A 16,250-nucleotide genomic window follows, 5' to 3' on the forward strand; every position below is an offset into this window, starting at 1 on the left:
GATGAAGAGAAAAGACGCGGTGAAGCCGCTCGATGTACCAATCAACAAAAAGCCCTGCTTAACAGGGCTTTTGTTATTCGGTGGTGTCGCGGGGAGCGTTACTCAATATTTTGGATCTGCTCGCGCATCTGTTCGATAAGCACTTTCAGTTCAACGGCAGCTGCGGTGATTTCGGTATTGATCGATTTTGAGGCCAGGGTGTTCGATTCGCGATTGAATTCCTGCATCATGAAGTCGAGACGGCGGCCACAGGCACCACCTTTTTTCATGATCTTCTGGGTTTCTTTGACGTGCGAGTCAAGGCGATCTAGTTCTTCGGCTACGTCGCTCTTCTGCGCCAGCATGATCAGCTCTTGCTCGATGCGGTTAGCGTCAAGCTCGACCTTGGCTTCTTCCAGTCGGGTCATGATGCGTTCACGTTGCCACTTAATGACTTCTGGCATCATGCTGCGAACCTTGGTCGCTTCGACTGAAATTGCTTCAAGACGCTGGTCGATAAGTGCTTTCATGTTCTCGCCTTCGCTGGCGCGGGCGGCGATGAAGTCATCAACCGTGGTGTCGAATGCGGCGAGCAAATCTTTGTTGATCGCATCGAGATCTTGCTCCGGCGCTTCCATCACTCCCGGCCAGTTCAATACCTGGAACGGCCCCACATTACCTTCACCGGCAGTCTCTTTGACCCACTTGGCGGCATTGATCACCTGCTTGGCCAGACCTTCATTAATTTTTAGCTCGGTATTGGCGGCTGGGTTCACCTCGAAGCGCAGGTTGCATTCAACCTTGCCGCGGGCCAGACGCTTGCGGAAACGCTCACGCAGAACAGGCTCTAGGCTGCGGAACTGCTCTGGCATACGCAGGTAAGTTTCTAGGTAGCGTTGGTTTACCGAGCGGATTTCCCATACGGCAGTACCCCAGTCGGCTTTCACTTCGCGACGGGCGTAGGCGGTCATGCTATGAATCATTGGCTAGTGGCCTCTAATAGTGGTGGTTGATAACTGCTTTGGGTGGGGTGCCTGTGGCAAGCCACCGTCATAACGTGGAGGTGGTGCGCAGTTATCCGGATGTCCGAGATTATACTTAGCCTTAAGCATATACCCAAGTAACTTCAAGGTGCTTGGTTCTGCGAGAGTGACTTGGATATAACCGAAATGCGGCCGGTGGGTGGGGATATGACGATTCTGTCCGCACTCGATGCGGGAAATGCCAAGCTGGTTGGGTTTCGCGTGCACAACCGGTTGGTTGTGGCTATAATCGCCGGTTAATGTCATCCAGCCAGAGGGAAGCCACCGATGCGTCCAAGCGGAAGAAGCAACAACCAAGTTCGTCCTATTACTATTACCCGTAATTTTACTGCCCATGCCGAAGGGTCGGTGTTGGTTGAATTTGGTGATACCAAGGTGATTTGTACCGCAAGTGTGGAAGAGAATGTGCCACGCTGGTTAAAAGGTAAAGGCCAAGGTTGGGTGACGGCTGAATATGGCATGCTGCCGCGTGCAACCCACTCGCGCAACCGCCGTGAAGCGGCCGGTGGCAAACAAGGTGGCCGTACCATGGAAATCCAACGCCTGATCGCGCGTAGCTTGCGTGCTGCGGTTGATCTGGAAGCGTTAGGTGAGCAGATGATCACGGTCGACTGTGATGTTATCCAGGCTGATGGCGGTACGCGTACTGCGTCTATCACCGGTGCAATGGTGGCACTGGTTGATGCTATCAACTACATGCTGGAGAAGGGCACACTGAAAGCCAGCCCGCTTAAAGGCATGGTGGCTGCCGTTTCTGTCGGTATCTATAACGGCGAGGCAATTTGTGATCTGGAATACGTCGAAGACTCGGCGGCAGAAACAGACATGAATGTGGTCATGACCGAAGAAGGCAAGATGATCGAGATCCAGGGCACGGCAGAAGGTGAAGCCTTTAGCCACGAAGAGTTGCTGGCCATGCTGGCTCTGGCGAAAGACGGCATTGCCGACATTGTCAACGTTCAGAAGCAGGCGTTGGAAAGTTAATTTTTTGAAGCGGTTCCTATTGGAGCCGCTTTTTTTTGGCTTGGATTCTCGTTGGCCCGAAAAGCGAGGTCTGGGTCATTGATTTAAATTGTAATGACTAGTTGCATCTATTAAGGAGAAACCATGAAAGCATATCAGCGTCAGTTCATCGAATTTGCCTTGGAGAAAGGGGTATTGAAGTTTGGTGAGTTCACTCTGAAATCCGGCCGTAAGAGCCCGTACTTCTTCAATGCGGGTTTGTTCAATACGGGACGTGATCTTGCACGCCTTGGCCGTTTCTATGCTGAGGCTTTGGTGGATGCCGGTATCGAGTACGATGTGTTGTTCGGCCCTGCGTACAAGGGGATCCCAATCGCCACCACGACGGCAGTCGCACTGGCTGATCATCATGATGTTGATACCCCTTACTGTTTCAACCGTAAGGAAGCCAAAGCGCACGGTGAAGGCGGCAACCTGGTTGGTAGCGCGCTGGAAGGCCGCATCATGCTGGTGGACGATGTGATCACTGCCGGGACGGCAATCCGCGAGTCGATGGAAATCATCAAGGCCAACGGCGCTGACTTGGCCGGTGTGCTGGTTGCCATTGACCGTCAGGAAAAAGGCAAGGGTGAGCTGTCGGCGATCCAGGAAGTTGAACGTGACTTCGGTTGTGCGGTGATCTCTATCGTGTCGCTGGGCGATGTGGTGAGTTATCTGGCCGAGCAGGACGGTATGGAGCAGCACCTTGAAGCGGTGAAAGCTTACCGTGCGGAGTATGGGGTTTAATTCCGGCCCTAGGAAAGAGCGGCTATAGGCGCGAGGCAAAGAAATATTGGGTGAATGTGACTTTTTCAAACGATCATCCCATAGCCCATAGCCAGCTTTGCTGAAAACTAAAAAGCGAGCGGTTTTCACCTCTCGCTTTTTTAATTCTGGTTGTCTCGGCTCCCGCTTCTGCTCCTAACCGAGCTCTGCGCTTAACAGGTGCCAGTATTCATCGAAGTTCGCCGTCGGCTTGTACTTGAAGTTTGAGCGGACAAAACGGTTAAGGCTACCTTCTACCTGCCCCAGAAGTTGGGCGGCAAGGATAGATTCGTCCACGGGGAAGCCTTTGCCTTCGCGCAGTTTGCGTTCACGCAGGATTTGGCGCAGCTGGGTCTCGATACGCTCGAACAGCTGGTTGATACGGGCCTGGAGGCGGTCCTGCTCAAACATCAGGGCATGGCCGGTCATGATGCGGGTTAGGCCCGGATTGCGCTCGGCAAAGCCGAGGATCAGCTGCAGCACCATGCGCAGGCGTTGCAGGGTGTCTTTTTCATCATCGAGGATGCGGTTGATCCGGGTGGTGATGGCGTCTTCGATAAATTCGATCAACCCTTCGAACATTCTCGCCTTGCTTGGGAAGTGGCGGTAGAGGGCGGCTTCCGAGACACCAACCTGGGCTGCCAGCTTAGCAGTAGTAATACGTTGGCTGCCCTGGGCAGATTCCAGCATTTGTGCCAGCGCTTGCAAAATTTCTTCGCGGCGGTTGTTTTTCTTGTTGCCAGCCATGAATAACCGTTCCTTTTAAAATAAGACTGTCATTGGACAGGATGAAACTCGCATATCTTAGCGGCGTAATCCTGTTGTGAAAAGCATTGCCCGCCGATACTGATCTCTTTATCGACAAAAAAAGCCCAACCTGAAGGGCTGGGCTTTATATTTGATCTTATTCGGTTAATTCATCAGCATCGGTCGTGAGGATTAACCTTGTAGCCCGGACTTGAATAGCCCGACGATTTCGTCGATCAACTGCGCTCCCAGCTCTGCCTTGCTGGTGAGCGGCAAGGCTTTGTTGCCTTGCTGCCAGTACAGGTGCAGGGCATTTTGATCGCTGTTGAAGCCTTGCCCTTCGTTGGATACGTCGTTGGCACAGATCAGATCAAGCTGCTTGCGAGCCAGTTTACCGCGGGCGTATTGCTCGACATCCTGGGTTTCGGCGGCAAAGCCAACGGTAAATGGGCGGTCGGTTTCCAGCGCGGCAACACTGGCGATGATGTCCGGATTTTTCACCAAGCGGATCACCATGTCATCCTCACCGTCTTTCTTTTTCATTTTCTGCTCGGCAATCTCTGCCGGGCGGAAATCGGCGACGGCAGCACAGCCGATGAAAATATCGCTGGCGGGGGCATGCGCCAGTGCCGCTTGGTGCATTTGTTCGGCGCTGTTGATATCGATACGGGTAACGCCGTGCGGTGTCGCCAGGTTCGTCGGGCCGCTTATTAGGGTGACGGTGGCACCGCGTTTAGCGGCAGCTTCGGCAATGGCATAGCCCATTTTGCCGGAGCTGTGGTTGGTCAGGTAGCGTACGGGGTCAACGGCTTCACGGGTCGGGCCGGCGGTGATGGTTAGCGATATACCGCCGAGATCGGCCGGCTTGAAGAAATCTTCTGCCAAGTGGACCAGTTGCATCGGTTCTAGCATCCGGCCTGGGCCAACATCGCCACAGGCCTGCTCGCCGCTCGCGGGTCCCCAGATATGGCAGCCACGTCGTGCGAGGGTGGCAATGTTTTCCTGGGTGGCTACGTGACGGTACATCTGCTGGTTCATCGCCGGGGCGACTGCAATCGGTGAGTCAGTTGCCAAGCACAGGGTGGTGAGCAGGTCGTTCCCCATGCCTGCGGCCATACGCGCGATCAAATCGGCAGTTGCCGGTGCTAGTAATACCAAATCGGCCCACTTTGCCAACTCGATGTGGCCCATCGAGGCTTCTGCTGCCGGGTCCAGCAAACTGTCGGATACCGGCCTGCCAGATACTGCCTGCATGGTGAGCGGGGTTATGAACTCCTTGGCGGCCTTGGTCATCACTACTTGCACCTGTGCGCCGCGCTCAATAAGTCGGCGTGTGAGCTCTGCACATTTATAGGCCGCGATACCGCCGCTGATCCCAAGGAGAATTTTTTTTCCTGCCAAAGTTTGCATCTTATTGCCTGCTCTCGATATCCGGAATGTTAATGGGCCACACCTTACCACCAAAAATTGTTAGCCACCAAAAAAAGCCAGCTTCCTTGCTCGGGATCAAATTTGGTGTGGGACTGTCGGTATGGGCGGTACTGCGCCTGCCTGGTTGCGAGCCAGTTGGCAGCTCTACGTTGGGTGTTGCAACTCAGCCATGGTTTTTTGTGCGGGGGACAGGAGAGATACCGAGACACGCCTTGCTAAATACCGAGGGGGTCGTTTAGCTAGGGCATCAGGAGGTGGATATGACGCTCAAGCTACTACCGGTGCAGTCTCGGCCGAGGGAGAAATTATTGGAACGCGGTCCCGGTGCTTTATCGGATGCCGAGCTGCTGGCGATTTTTTTGCGTACCGGTATTACCGGGATGAATGCGATCGAGCTCGCGACAGAGCTGTTGGACTCGTTCGGTTCGCTGCGAGCATTGCTGGCAGCGGATAAAGCTACGTTTTGCCAATATAAAGGGTTGGGGCCCGCCAAGTATGCTCAGCTTCAGGCGGTGCTGGAAATGAATCAGCGTCATCTGGAAGAGACGTTAAAGAAGGAAGATGCGCTGACAAGCCCTGCTCATACAAGGCGCTATCTCACACATGTATTACGCGATCGCCACCGAGAAGCATTTTATATTTTATTTCTCGATAACCAGCACAGGGTGCTCAACGGAGAGGTACTTTTCGAAGGAACCATCGATTCTGCGAGCGTTTATCCGAGGGAAGTTGTAAAAAGATCACTAGAACTTAATGCAGCCGCGCTCATTTTAGCGCATAATCACCCGTCAGGCGTGGCAGAGCCAAGTCAGTCAGATCGCCGAATTACCCGTCGCATCAGTGATGCACTGGCGTTGGTGGATATTCGAGTTCTGGATCACTTTGTTGTCGGTGACGGAGAAATCACTTCTTTTGCAGAGCGAGGATGGCTATAAAATCGTCATTTTTTGCTTAAAAAGTTGAGAAAGGACTGCTCGGGACTTGAGCAACTGGTTTTGACTTAGTATAATGCGCGACCTTTGATAGCTGTGGTTATGTGTGAGAATTGCTTTTCACATTGAAATAGCCACGGTAGATATCGAGCTGAAACGATTTGGAGAAGACAGTAATGTCCCGAGTATGCCAAGTAACTGGTAAGCGTCCTGTAACGGGTAACAACCGTTCACACGCACGTAATGCCACCAAGCGTCGTTTTCTGCCGAACCTGCAAACTCATCGTTTCTGGGTAGAAAGCGAAAAACGCTTCGTTAAACTACGCCTTTCTGCGAAAGGTATGCGTATCATTGATAAGAAAGGCATCGATGCCGTTCTTACTGATATGCGTACTCGCGGCGAGAACGTTTAAGAGGATTTGAACAATGGCTAAAGGCATTCGTGAGAAGATCCGTCTAGTATCATCTGCTGGTACAGGCCACTTCTACACTACCGACAAAAACAAACGTAACATGCCAGGCAAATTCGAGATCAAGAAATTTGATCCTGTAGTTCGCAAGCACGTTATGTACAAAGAAGCGAAAATCAAGTAATTGATTGATAGCTTTTTTGATAAAAACCCAGTTTTCTAACTGGGTTTTTTTATACCTGAAATTCACCACGTCAAATCGATTCTCTCTTCCCCCTCTTCTTTATCGTGTCATTCCCCCTGCATAATGGGTACTCTAATACCAATCTGGATAAGTAGTTATCTTAAGTTAAGGAGTACCGTGATGAGGCTGTCCCGCCGTGGCTGGAACAATGTGATGATTATTGCTGTGATCTGCTTTATCGCCGTGGTACAGCTGCCGGAGATTGTTAAACAGCGGTTTGGCCACCAGGATTCATCCCCAGAGTTATCGGCGGAGGCGACGCTGCTGCCCTTTGAATCGACTATTGAGCAGCTGCATTTGCCCCATACCAGCCTCAACCGAGAGGATACTGGCTGGTTGGCTCGCCCGCGGGTGGGGCTGCCGGCCGAGCAATTGATCAGCCACTGGCAACTCTTGTCGGGGACGGCGGTTAGCCATGAGGTGGTTGGTAAGCTTAAGCCGACCCTGCCACTGCCAATCAGTGTCGAGATCTGGCTTGTGGATCAGGAAGAGCCAGTCAGGGTCACGGTCTACCAGCAGCCGCAATTCTGGTTATTGCAAAACTGGCAGGGCGAATGGCTGGCGGTGTCAGTGGAAGAAGCCTATTTGTTTCCGCCGGTGTTATAGTTGACGTCATAATAATATCGCCAAGATAGAGAACGTCATGCCTGAATTACCTGAAGTTGAAGTGAGCCGGATGGGGATTTCGCCCCATGTTACCAATCAGACCGTCACCAAAATTATTGTACGCAACCCCAAGTTGCGCTGGCCGGTGCCGGAAGAGATCTGTCAAATTGAAGGGCAGGTGATCCGCCGGGTAACCCGCCGTGCCAAGTACCTGATGCTCGAGACCGACGCCGGTTATGCCATTATCCACTTGGGGATGTCGGGCAGTTTGCGGGTTCTGCCGTCTGGGATACCACCGGAAAAACATGACCATGTCGACCTTTGCCTGTCGAGCGGTGAAGTCTTGCGCTATAACGACCCACGACGCTTTGGGGCTTGGTTGTGGCAGTCCGGAGAGGATGTGCATTCGGTCTTGGCTAAATTGGGCCCAGAGCCGTTGAGCGAGGCTTTTACGGTGGATTACCTGCAAGAAAAAGCCAAGGGCAAACGTACTGCGGTTAAGCAATTTATCATGGATAACCACGTTGTTGTTGGTGTCGGTAATATTTATGCCAATGAGTCGCTGTTTGCTGCGGGGATCCACCCCAAGCGTGAGGCCGGTAAAATTTCTGCCCAGCGACTAGGCTTGCTGGTCGATGAAATCAAATCGGTGTTGGCCTTTGCCATCAAACAGGGCGGTACCACCTTAAAAGATTTCAAGAATGCCGATGGCAAACCGGGTTACTTTGCCCAGGAGCTTCAGGTTTATGGCAAGGGTGGAGAGCCCTGCCCACGCTGTGATAAGCCCCTTAGCGAAGTGAAAATTGGCCAGCGGACCACGGTGTATTGCAGTGATTGCCAGAAATAGTGAGACGTTTAACTTGTTCCCCCCTCCGAGGTTGTTTCAATAGGGCTGAACATCAGTGTCAATAATATTGATCCGGCTTTAGCCTGGTGACTCTAGCCCTGTTAACACGCGGGTGCTATGATTTCGCCACACACTGTTATACTAAGTATGTATAACGAGTACAGTTTTGTAAGGTCTATGCAGATGACGAAGTATTTGGTTACCGGTGCCGCCGGCTTTATCGGAAGTGCCGTGGTAGAGCGGCTTTGTGCCATGGGACATGAGGTGGTCGGGATTGATAACCTCAATGACTATTATGAGGTGTCGCTCAAAGAAGCCCGGCTAGTCAGGGCTGCCCATCCGCACTTCACTTTCATTGCCTTGGATCTGGCTGACCGTGACGGTATGGCCAATCTGTTTGCCGAGCAGAAGTTTGATCGGGTGATCCACCTTGCGGCTCAGGCTGGTGTGCGTTACTCGATTGATAACCCGATGGCGTATGCTGATAGTAACCTGGTGGGGCATTTGGCGATCCTTGAAGGCTGCCGCCATCATAATATTGAGCATTTGGTGTATGCTTCTTCCAGCTCTGTCTACGGTCTTAACCAGAAAATGCCGTTCGATACTGCGGATAGTGTCGATCACCCAATTTCCCTGTATGCCGCCACCAAGAAATCGAATGAGCTGATGGCTCACACCTATTCGCATCTCTATGGCGTGCCGACGACAGGCCTGCGCTTTTTCACCGTTTATGGTCCTTGGGGCCGCCCTGATATGGCATTGTTCAAGTTTACCAATGCGATTATCGAAGGGCGTGAAATCGACGTGTACAACAACGGTGATATGCGCCGTGATTTCACCTACATCGATGATATCGTTGAAGGGATTATCCGAATTCAGGCTGTGATCCCTGACAAAACACCAGACTGGACGGTAGAAGCCGGTACACCGGCAACCAGCTCGGCACCATACCGTGTGTATAACATCGGCCATGGTAGTCCGGTAAAGCTGATGGACTACATCGAAGCACTGGAAGAGGCGCTGGGTATCGAAGCGAAGAAGAACTTCATGCCGATGCAGCCAGGCGATGTCTATGCTACCTATGCGGATACGAAAGATTTGTTCGACGCGACGGGCTACAAGCCGGAAGTAAAGGTCAAGGAAGGTGTAAAAGCCTTTGTTGATTGGTACCGTGATTACTACCAGCGTTGATGGTTCCCTTCACCTAGGGCGGTGAGGCAATCAACAAGACAAACAATGACAAAAAAGAAGGAGGCGATTGCCTCCTTCTTTTTTGTCGGCAAGATTATTTCTTGCTGAGTTTTTTTTGTAAAGCGTCGCAGATCACCGGGTCGACGAACTGGCTGACATCGCCTTGGTGCAGGGCGACTTCCTTGACGATGGTCGATGAGATGAAGGAGTTCTCTTCGGCCGGGGTCAGGAATACCGTTTCCAGCTCAGGCATCAGGCGGCGGTTCATGTTGGCCAGCTGGAACTCGAACTCGAAATCCGAAACAGCCCGCAAGCCACGCACTAAAATATTGGCTTGGTACTCTTTGGCAAAATCTACCAGTAAGCCGGAGAAGCCGACAATGTCTACGTTCGGTAGGTGTTGGGTGATCTGTTGGGCCAGCTCTACACGCTCCTTGAGATCAAACAGTGGCTTCTTGCTTGGGCTGAAGGCAATGCCGACCACAACATGGTCGAACATAGCGGCAGCACGCTCGATCAGATCGAGGTGACCGTTGGTGATCGGATCAAACGTGCCTGGGTAGATAACGCGGGTTGTCATAATGAATACCAGTCAGAAAATCAAAATTAAGAAATAAGTTGGTCTAGGATGGCGGTGACATCATCCAGCTGGATGTCTTGCATCAGGGTTTCGCCCTTGGCCCGTGCGCCCCATGGCAGTTCAGCCGCCGGCTTACCGTGTTGTTGCTCAGCATGTTGTTCGTAGGCGCTAGCGACATATTGTAGGCTGTTGTAAGGACCGGTTCGCTTCGGGTTACTGTGGGCATACAGGCCAATAACCGGGGTGCCCTGGGTCGTTGCCAAATGAGCCGGACCGGTATCCGGGGCGACGACGACATTGGCGGCACCCAGTAGGGCAGTCAGTTGTTTGAGGCTGGTTTTGCCGATCAGGTTTACCGGCGTATGCTGGCAGTGATGACTTATTGCCTCACCCAAGGCGACTTCGCGCGGGGCTGGCGAGCCACACAGCATGACCTGTATCCCTTTTTCTGCGGCGTAATCGGCAAGCTGAGCGTAGCGCTCGGTCAGCCAGTTACGCTCATCCTTGCTCGCGGCTGGCGAGATGATAAGAGTAGGCCTGCCGTTGATTTGCTGCTTGGCAAAGGCTTTGTCTTCCTCGCTCAGTGGAATGTTCCAGTGAGGGGCCTCGAAAGGGACGCCAAGGTAGCGGGCAAAGTCGGCAAAGTTATCCAGTACATGGAAACTTTCGGTATGCGGCAAGTGACGGTTGGTGAACAGCCACTGACCTTCTTTGGTACGGTTTTTGCCAAAGCCGATGCGGTATCTCGCCTTGATCCCGAGTGACAGGGCACTGGCGCGAAGGGCGGCCTGCATGTGCAGCAGGGCATCAAACTTTTGCCCCTTGAGCGCTTGCCATACCGCTTTCATACCGGCCCATCCGGCTTTCTTGTCAAATACCACAACCTTGATGCCGGGCAGATCGCCGATCAGCTGGGCTTCGATTTTCCCACTAACCCAAGTGATCTCGGTTGACGGCCAATGGGCCTGGATAGCCTGCACGACAGAAATAGCGTGGCAGACATCGCCGATGGCAGATAGCCTAAGAATACAAATTGAGCGTGGCGGGGTGGTAAATAACGCCATGACAAAGTCCTGTTAATCAATCAGAGATGAAATTATGCAGTTCAGGTAAGTGATTGTAAAATACTCTGTCCCTTAAGCTTGGAGATAAAGCGTGCAAGAAATAGCAAGCAGTAACCAGAGGATCTGGTTTGCCCCTGAATTATTGGCTGAAGATCCGCAGCAATGCTTTGAACCGGCTTTCTGGCAGCAGCACAACTTGGTCATTGGCTCGGCTCAGGGCCGCGGGACAACATGGTTTGTCAAAGGCCAGCACCTAGAGATGGCACTGCGCCATTATCGCCGCGGCGGCTTGTTCGGTAAATTGGTCGAGGATGCCTATTGGTTTACCGGATGGGAGAAAACCCGCAGTGCCGAGGAGTTTCTACTGCTTGATAAGTTAGCCCGTGGCGGGGTCAGGGTGCCGCGTCCGGTTGCCGCCCGTGCGATCAGACAAGGTTTGACCTACCGTGCCGATCTATTAGTAGAAAAAGTGCCTGACGCAAAAGACTTAGTCGCGCTGTTGGAGCATGCGGCCTTGCCGGAACAAAATTGGCGGGCGATCGGGGCGATGGTCAGAAAAATGCACGAGCTTCAGGTTTGCCATACCGATCTCAACAGCCACAATATCTTGCTGGATAGCCAGCAGCAGATTTGGCTGATTGATTTTGACAAGTGCTATGAAAAAGAGGGTGAGGGCTGGAAAGAAGATAACCTGTCCCGCCTGCACCGCTCTTTTGTCAAAGAGCAGGGCAAACGGGGGATCAAGTTTGAATCGCAATGCTGGCAATGGCTATTGAGCGGCTACCAGGCTGATTGATTTTTACCAATGACTCTAACTGTTGCTTGATAGTTGTTGCTCGATCACTGCCAGTGTTTTGGCCACCGCGCCTTGGTTTTGCCGCACCACCGCCACAGCAGCGTCGCCCATCCGGCGACATTGCGCTGGGTCGGATAATAGCGCGGTTAGGCGATTGCCAATCTGCTCTGCGTTATCGCAAACCTCCAATGCGCCAGCCGTTTTGAGTTGCTGGGTAATGTCGGTAAAGTTGTAGTAGCTCGGTCCGGTCAGTACGGGTTTGGCCAAGGCGGCGGGTTCAAGCATATTGTGGCCGCCGACTTTGTCGCCGATCAAACTGCCGCACATGACGGTAACATCGGCGGCTCCCATCAACAGCAACATCTCTCCCATGGTATCGGCCAGATACACATCGGTCGTGTCATCGACGTTTTGTGCTGAAGTGCGGCGAACACAGTTTAGCTGCTGTGACAGGCACAGCTGAGCAACGCTGTCGAAGCGCTCAGGATGGCGCGGTACCAGTATCAGTAGGCACTCCGGGTGGTGTTGTTTGACGGCCTTGAACGCCTCGAGGATTTGCTCGTCTTCCCCCTTGTGGGTGCTGGCGGCAATCCATACCGGTCGCATTTCCCCCAGTCGCTGGCGAAGTTGCTGGGACTGCTCAAGCAGGGCGGGCTCAATTTGGATGTCGAATTTGACCGAGCCAGTGACGCTCAGGCGGTTTGTTGGGATCCCCAAGCCAGCAAAGCGCTCGGCATCGTCTTGATGCAGGCACAGCAAGTGGCTGAGGTTGGGCGCTATCATATTGAATACCGGTTTGAATTTGGCGTACCGCTTGGCTGAGCGCGCCGATAGGCGGGCGTTCATCACAATCACTGGGATCCCTGCGTTGTGTACGGTGGTGAGGGTATTGGGCCATAATTCGGTTTCCATGATCAGCATGGCCGATGGGCGAACCGTTCGGATAAACCCTCTGACACACCATGCAAAATCAATCGGCATGTAGCGGTGCTCGACCAAATTACCTAGCTTAATGATTTGCTCAGCGCCGGTGCTGGTGGTCGTGGTGACGACGATAGTGTGTTCCGGACTCTGGGCTTTGATGGCCTTGATAACCGGAATAGCGGCAATCGACTCACCGACAGAGACCGTATGGATCCAAATGGGGCGGGTGCCTTTTGTCTCCGGCAGAGCTGGCGTAAAGCCGAAATGCTCTTTCCAGCGCGGGCCGAAGCTGGGCTTGTTGGGCCGGCGGCGGTAGAGGCCAAACAATAGCAATGGAGATGCCGTTGCCAGCAGCAAAGTGTACAGGGCTCGGATAAACATACAATAGGTTATGGCTTTGGGTTATCGGCTCATTATAACGCTATCTTGTGCCGATAACAGGCAGGGAAATTTCCCAATACCGCTTATGATTGCGATAGAATGCACAGTAATTTTTGTAAATTGACGCCGAGGGTGGAGCCGTGAGCCAGCCGTGCAAACGCTATTTGATGTATGTTGCCCAGAACTATTCCTATGCCATGCTGCGCCCGCTGCAAGCGGCGATCCGTGAGCAGGGCGGCGAAGTTTGCTGGTTTATAGAAGGGAATGAAGCAGATCCTAGCTATATCAAAGCAGACGAAGTGTTACTGACGTCGATTGAGGCGGTAAAAGCCTGGCGGCCAGATGCTGTTTTTGTACCTGGTAATGTGGTTCCTAGTTTTATTCCGGGTATCAAGGTCGGCGTTTTCCATGGCTTTAACTCTGGAAAAAGAGCTCGTAATGGCCACTTTCAGATTAGAGGGTGCTTTGATTTGTATTGTACTCAGGGGCCAAACACGACCGAGCGCTTCGAACAGTTGGCAGCAGAGCATGGCTACTTCCGGATTGCCCAAACAGGGTGGCCGGCGTTGGATCCGTTGTTTTCACCCATCATTGATAATCCTTATAAAGCTGCTGACGACGAACGGCCGACAATACTCATGTGCTCGACCTTTTCCCGTAATTTGACTTGTGCGCCTGTTCTTTACGATAAAATTAAGGCATTGGCGGCGACGGGGAAATGGCGCTGGTTAATTCAATTCCACCCGAAAATGGATCCAGCCACTGTTGAGCAATACAAGCAACTGCAAAACGAGAATTTGCAGTTTGTCGAGACAGATAATGTGCTCCCTTTGCTGCAAGCGGCGGATGTGATGCTGTGCGATACGTCTTCGATTTTGCTAATGTTTTTATTGCAGCGCAAACCGGTAGTAACATTTCGTAATCAGATCCCGAGTGGACATTTATTGAATGTCACCGATGTTGAGCAGGTTGAGTCCGCTTTGGAACAAGCCTTGCAACATCCTGCGGCACTGATGACTGAAATTGAACAATACTGCCAGGAGCTTCACCCTTATATGGATGGCAACTCTAGTTTGAGAGTGCTGGACGCGGCAAATCAAATATTGACTGATGGCAGGGCGGGGCTTAAATCCAAGCCGTTGAACTTGCTGCGTCAATTCAAGATGCGTAAAAAGTTGGGTTACTGGAAATTATAAGAGCGTTATTTTATTCAGTCGTTTGAGTGTGGTTTATGTGCCAGTGCATTCAGTATTGTATAGATATGGTAATTTGAGATGAGTCAGAAAATTAGAGTTCTAGCGGTGACACACCATGGAAGAAAAAACATCAACCCTATTCGACCAGAAGCGTCTCAGATAATAGGAATGCATAAATCTGGACAGGTTGACGTCACTGTGATGTGCAATCCAGGCTCGACCTTGATCCCTTTCCTCGAAGCCGAAGGGGTCAAGGTGGTGACTGATCCTTTAGACAAGAAAGTGAACATTGATACCATTAAGGCAATTCGCAAGTATATCACTGAAAACGACATTCAAATTCTGCACCTTTATAACAATATTGCTTGCTCGAATGGGTGTTTTGCTGCGATTGGCACAAAAGCAAAGGTCATTGCTTACCGTGGGCAGACCGGCAATATTAGTCGATTTGATCCGACGAGCTATTTAACCATGCTAAATCCTCGTTTAGATAAAATCATTTGTGTTGCCAAGGCGATTGAGGTCGACCTGCAAAACTATATCTGGGGGGATAAGAGTAAGGCTGTCACTGTTTATAAAGGTCATGATCAATCTTGGTACCAAAACCCGCCAGCTAACTTGGAACATCTCAACCTGACTGAAGATAGCTTTAAGTTATCTTTAGTGGCGAACTTAAGACCAAGAAAAGGTCTGCATGTATTGATGGATGCGATGAAGTTATTGCCGGATGATATCAATATTGATGTTCTGCTTGTTGGTGCCGATCCTAAGTCGGAGAAAATTCAGCAAATGATAGCCCGCAGTGGGAAGCCTGCCAGGGTTCATGCCTTGGGCTATCGTGAAGATGCTCCAGAAGTGGCTGCGTCATCAGATCTCACTATTCTTCCAACGACTAAACGAGAAGGGCTATGTCGTGCGGTGCTGGAAGCAAACTCTTACGGCGTTCCTTCTATTGTGTCTGATACTGGTGGTAATGCAGAGTTGGTTGCCGATGGCGTAACCGGGATTGTGGTTCCGCCTAGTGATGCTAAAGCTTTGGCCGATGCGATACTTAAGTTATATAACGATCGTCAGCTATGCAAGCAATACGGTATCGCTGCCAAGCAGCGGGTTATTGATAAGTTCAATGTAGAGCAGGGTGTTGAGGCAACACTGAATTGTTATAAGTCGCTATTGAGTTAATCGCAAGAAGACTCGCAGCTGCAAAATGGGGAGCGAGAGAGGCTCCCTATTTATATTGAGCTTAGTGTATATAGAGTATATTCGATCACATGTTGTATTTTGTTGTTTGCTTTTTGATGCTCTTTAGTAGTCTGTTGCGCACTTTGATGTAGACCTGGTCAACATTATTTATCATGAAAATAAACTTGTGCTTTTTGACGATGAGCTTACGTTTTAAAGTATTCTTCCCTGTTGGGTTTCTATCCATATAGCTGTAATAGCGAACAAGTTGACGTTTTTTTCGTTGGTGATAATAAAACTCTTTTCGATATGGTTCATTGTTGTAAAAGGCGAAAAAAAAGCCTTTTAAATAATCAATCTTAGCAATAGATTCAATGACTTGATGTCCGACACCATAAAAATGAAGATATTGAGTATGTGTAGGATAACGCAAAGCAATTGTTTTATCCTCGGCATTAAATGGGTCGTAAACAACAGTAAAATGAGTATTGTTAATATTGCTAAAATGTTGGCTAGGATCAGACTCCGGAGGGAGCAATGGTGAAAAAAGTAAAGCTCGGTCAAGGTTTAGCAGTGATGAAAAGCAAGACACCCCATATGCTCCCATGCTTACGCCGTAGCCTAATCTTTCTGGAAATTTTTGCAGCAGGGAAGTTATACCCTTAAGGTACTCCTTTAGCTCAGAACATGAAAACCAGTGATTGTCATTGACGGTATTAATGGCGACAACATTAATTTGTTGCTTGACCAAAAAGTTATAACACCAAGCATGCTTGCTGGCATTAATCTGCTTCTTGGTGAGCAGCATTCCCGCAGGGTTAAAGCACACTACGACAGGTTTGTTATAATCAAAGAAGGCGTACTCTATCAATGACTTATTAAGGACCACTCGTTCTGAATCTAGCATCTCTATATTCCCTGTCACTCAAA

The 16,250-nt window shown here is 51.0% G+C and carries 19 protein-coding genes; 12 read left to right on the forward strand and 7 right to left on the reverse strand.

Annotated elements, in window-relative coordinates:
* Positions 1-98 precede the first annotated feature (98 nt).
* Positions 99-962, reverse strand: coding sequence for a YicC/YloC family endoribonuclease (locus C9I99_RS15270; RefSeq protein WP_107349754.1), 864 nt, complete (start codon positions 960-962; stop codon positions 99-101).
* A 327-nt stretch (positions 963-1,289) separates the two neighbouring features.
* Between C9I99_RS15270 and rph the strand changes: the two genes are divergently transcribed.
* Together rph and pyrE are read left to right on the forward strand one after the other, a co-directional pair.
* Positions 1,290-2,006, forward strand: coding sequence for a ribonuclease PH (gene rph, locus C9I99_RS15275; protein WP_107349755.1), 717 nt, complete (start codon positions 1,290-1,292; stop codon positions 2,004-2,006).
* Between the two features lie 123 nt (positions 2,007-2,129).
* On the forward strand, positions 2,130-2,771 hold the full coding sequence (pyrE, locus tag C9I99_RS15280; protein ID WP_107349756.1) for an orotate phosphoribosyltransferase: 642 nt from the start codon (positions 2,130-2,132) through the stop codon (positions 2,769-2,771).
* Between the two features lie 174 nt (positions 2,772-2,945).
* Here pyrE and slmA read toward each other — a convergent pair whose 3' ends face one another.
* A complete protein-coding gene (gene slmA, locus C9I99_RS15285) occupies positions 2,946-3,536 on the reverse strand; it encodes a nucleoid occlusion factor SlmA (protein WP_107349757.1) in 591 nt (196 codons plus the stop codon).
* Between the two features lie 192 nt (positions 3,537-3,728).
* Positions 3,729-4,946: a bifunctional phosphopantothenoylcysteine decarboxylase/phosphopantothenate--cysteine ligase CoaBC gene (coaBC, locus tag C9I99_RS15290; protein ID WP_107349758.1), complete on the reverse strand. Its 1,218-nt coding sequence runs from the start codon at positions 4,944-4,946 to the stop codon at positions 3,729-3,731.
* Between the two features lie 32 nt (positions 4,947-4,978).
* On the opposite strand from coaBC, the gene C9I99_RS15295 reads away from it, so the two are divergent.
* From C9I99_RS15295 to C9I99_RS15325, 7 genes are all read left to right on the forward strand, one after another.
* Positions 4,979-5,206 (forward strand): hypothetical protein, encoded by a 228-nt coding sequence (locus C9I99_RS15295; protein WP_107349759.1) that lies wholly within the window; start codon positions 4,979-4,981, stop codon positions 5,204-5,206.
* Positions 5,207-5,227: 21 nt separating this feature from the next.
* Positions 5,228-5,902: a RadC family protein gene (radC, locus tag C9I99_RS15300; RefSeq protein ID WP_107349760.1), complete on the forward strand. Its 675-nt coding sequence runs from the start codon at positions 5,228-5,230 to the stop codon at positions 5,900-5,902.
* A gap of 173 nt (positions 5,903-6,075) precedes the next feature.
* The gene (gene rpmB / locus C9I99_RS15305) at positions 6,076-6,312 is read left to right on the forward strand and encodes a 50S ribosomal protein L28 (protein ID WP_107349761.1); all 237 of its coding nucleotides are present in this window, start codon (positions 6,076-6,078) and stop codon (positions 6,310-6,312) included.
* A gap of 13 nt (positions 6,313-6,325) precedes the next feature.
* Positions 6,326-6,493, forward strand: coding sequence for a 50S ribosomal protein L33 (rpmG, locus tag C9I99_RS15310; protein ID WP_004405486.1), 168 nt, complete (start codon positions 6,326-6,328; stop codon positions 6,491-6,493).
* A 180-nt stretch (positions 6,494-6,673) separates the two neighbouring features.
* Complete coding sequence (locus C9I99_RS15315; protein WP_107349762.1) at positions 6,674-7,159, forward strand: hypothetical protein; 486 nt, start codon at positions 6,674-6,676, stop codon at positions 7,157-7,159.
* 37 nt (positions 7,160-7,196) lie between these two features.
* Positions 7,197-8,006, forward strand: coding sequence for a bifunctional DNA-formamidopyrimidine glycosylase/DNA-(apurinic or apyrimidinic site) lyase (gene mutM / locus C9I99_RS15320; protein WP_107349763.1), 810 nt, complete (start codon positions 7,197-7,199; stop codon positions 8,004-8,006).
* A 183-nt stretch (positions 8,007-8,189) separates the two neighbouring features.
* Positions 8,190-9,197, forward strand: coding sequence for an NAD-dependent epimerase (locus tag C9I99_RS15325; protein WP_107349764.1), 1,008 nt, complete (start codon positions 8,190-8,192; stop codon positions 9,195-9,197).
* Between the two features lie 94 nt (positions 9,198-9,291).
* Here the strand turns inward: C9I99_RS15325 and coaD are convergent, their stop codons facing one another.
* Positions 9,292-9,777: a pantetheine-phosphate adenylyltransferase gene (gene coaD, locus C9I99_RS15330; protein WP_107349765.1), complete on the reverse strand. Its 486-nt coding sequence runs from the start codon at positions 9,775-9,777 to the stop codon at positions 9,292-9,294.
* Positions 9,778-9,803: 26 nt separating this feature from the next.
* On the reverse strand, positions 9,804-10,841 hold the full coding sequence (locus tag C9I99_RS15335) for a glycosyltransferase family 9 protein (RefSeq protein ID WP_107349766.1): 1,038 nt from the start codon (positions 10,839-10,841) through the stop codon (positions 9,804-9,806).
* Between the two features lie 91 nt (positions 10,842-10,932).
* Here C9I99_RS15335 and C9I99_RS15340 point away from each other — a divergent pair, with 91 nt between their 5' ends.
* Positions 10,933-11,637 (forward strand): 3-deoxy-D-manno-octulosonic acid kinase, encoded by a 705-nt coding sequence (locus C9I99_RS15340; RefSeq protein ID WP_107349767.1) that lies wholly within the window; start codon positions 10,933-10,935, stop codon positions 11,635-11,637.
* Positions 11,638-11,652: 15 nt separating this feature from the next.
* Here C9I99_RS15340 and waaA read toward each other — a convergent pair whose 3' ends face one another.
* Positions 11,653-12,942 carry a lipid IV(A) 3-deoxy-D-manno-octulosonic acid transferase gene (gene waaA / locus C9I99_RS15345; protein ID WP_107349768.1) on the reverse strand — a complete coding sequence of 430 codons (1,290 nt, stop codon included), beginning with the start codon at positions 12,940-12,942 and terminating at the stop codon, positions 11,653-11,655.
* A gap of 140 nt (positions 12,943-13,082) precedes the next feature.
* Here waaA and C9I99_RS15350 point away from each other — a divergent pair, with 140 nt between their 5' ends.
* Together C9I99_RS15350 and C9I99_RS15355 are read left to right on the forward strand one after the other, a co-directional pair.
* Entirely contained in the window at positions 13,083-14,138 is a 1,056-nt protein-coding gene (locus C9I99_RS15350; protein ID WP_243734646.1) for a CDP-glycerol--glycerophosphate glycerophosphotransferase, read from the forward strand.
* A 78-nt stretch (positions 14,139-14,216) separates the two neighbouring features.
* Positions 14,217-15,320 (forward strand): glycosyltransferase, encoded by a 1,104-nt coding sequence (locus tag C9I99_RS15355; RefSeq protein WP_107349770.1) that lies wholly within the window; start codon positions 14,217-14,219, stop codon positions 15,318-15,320.
* Between the two features lie 85 nt (positions 15,321-15,405).
* Here C9I99_RS15355 and C9I99_RS15360 read toward each other — a convergent pair whose 3' ends face one another.
* Entirely contained in the window at positions 15,406-16,227 is an 822-nt protein-coding gene (locus C9I99_RS15360; RefSeq protein WP_107349771.1) for a hypothetical protein, read from the reverse strand.
* Positions 16,228-16,250 lie beyond the last annotated feature (23 nt).

The organism is Photobacterium lutimaris (assembly GCF_003025555.1).
In the GTDB taxonomy this organism is placed as follows: Bacteria; Pseudomonadota; Gammaproteobacteria; order Enterobacterales; family Vibrionaceae; genus Photobacterium; species Photobacterium lutimaris.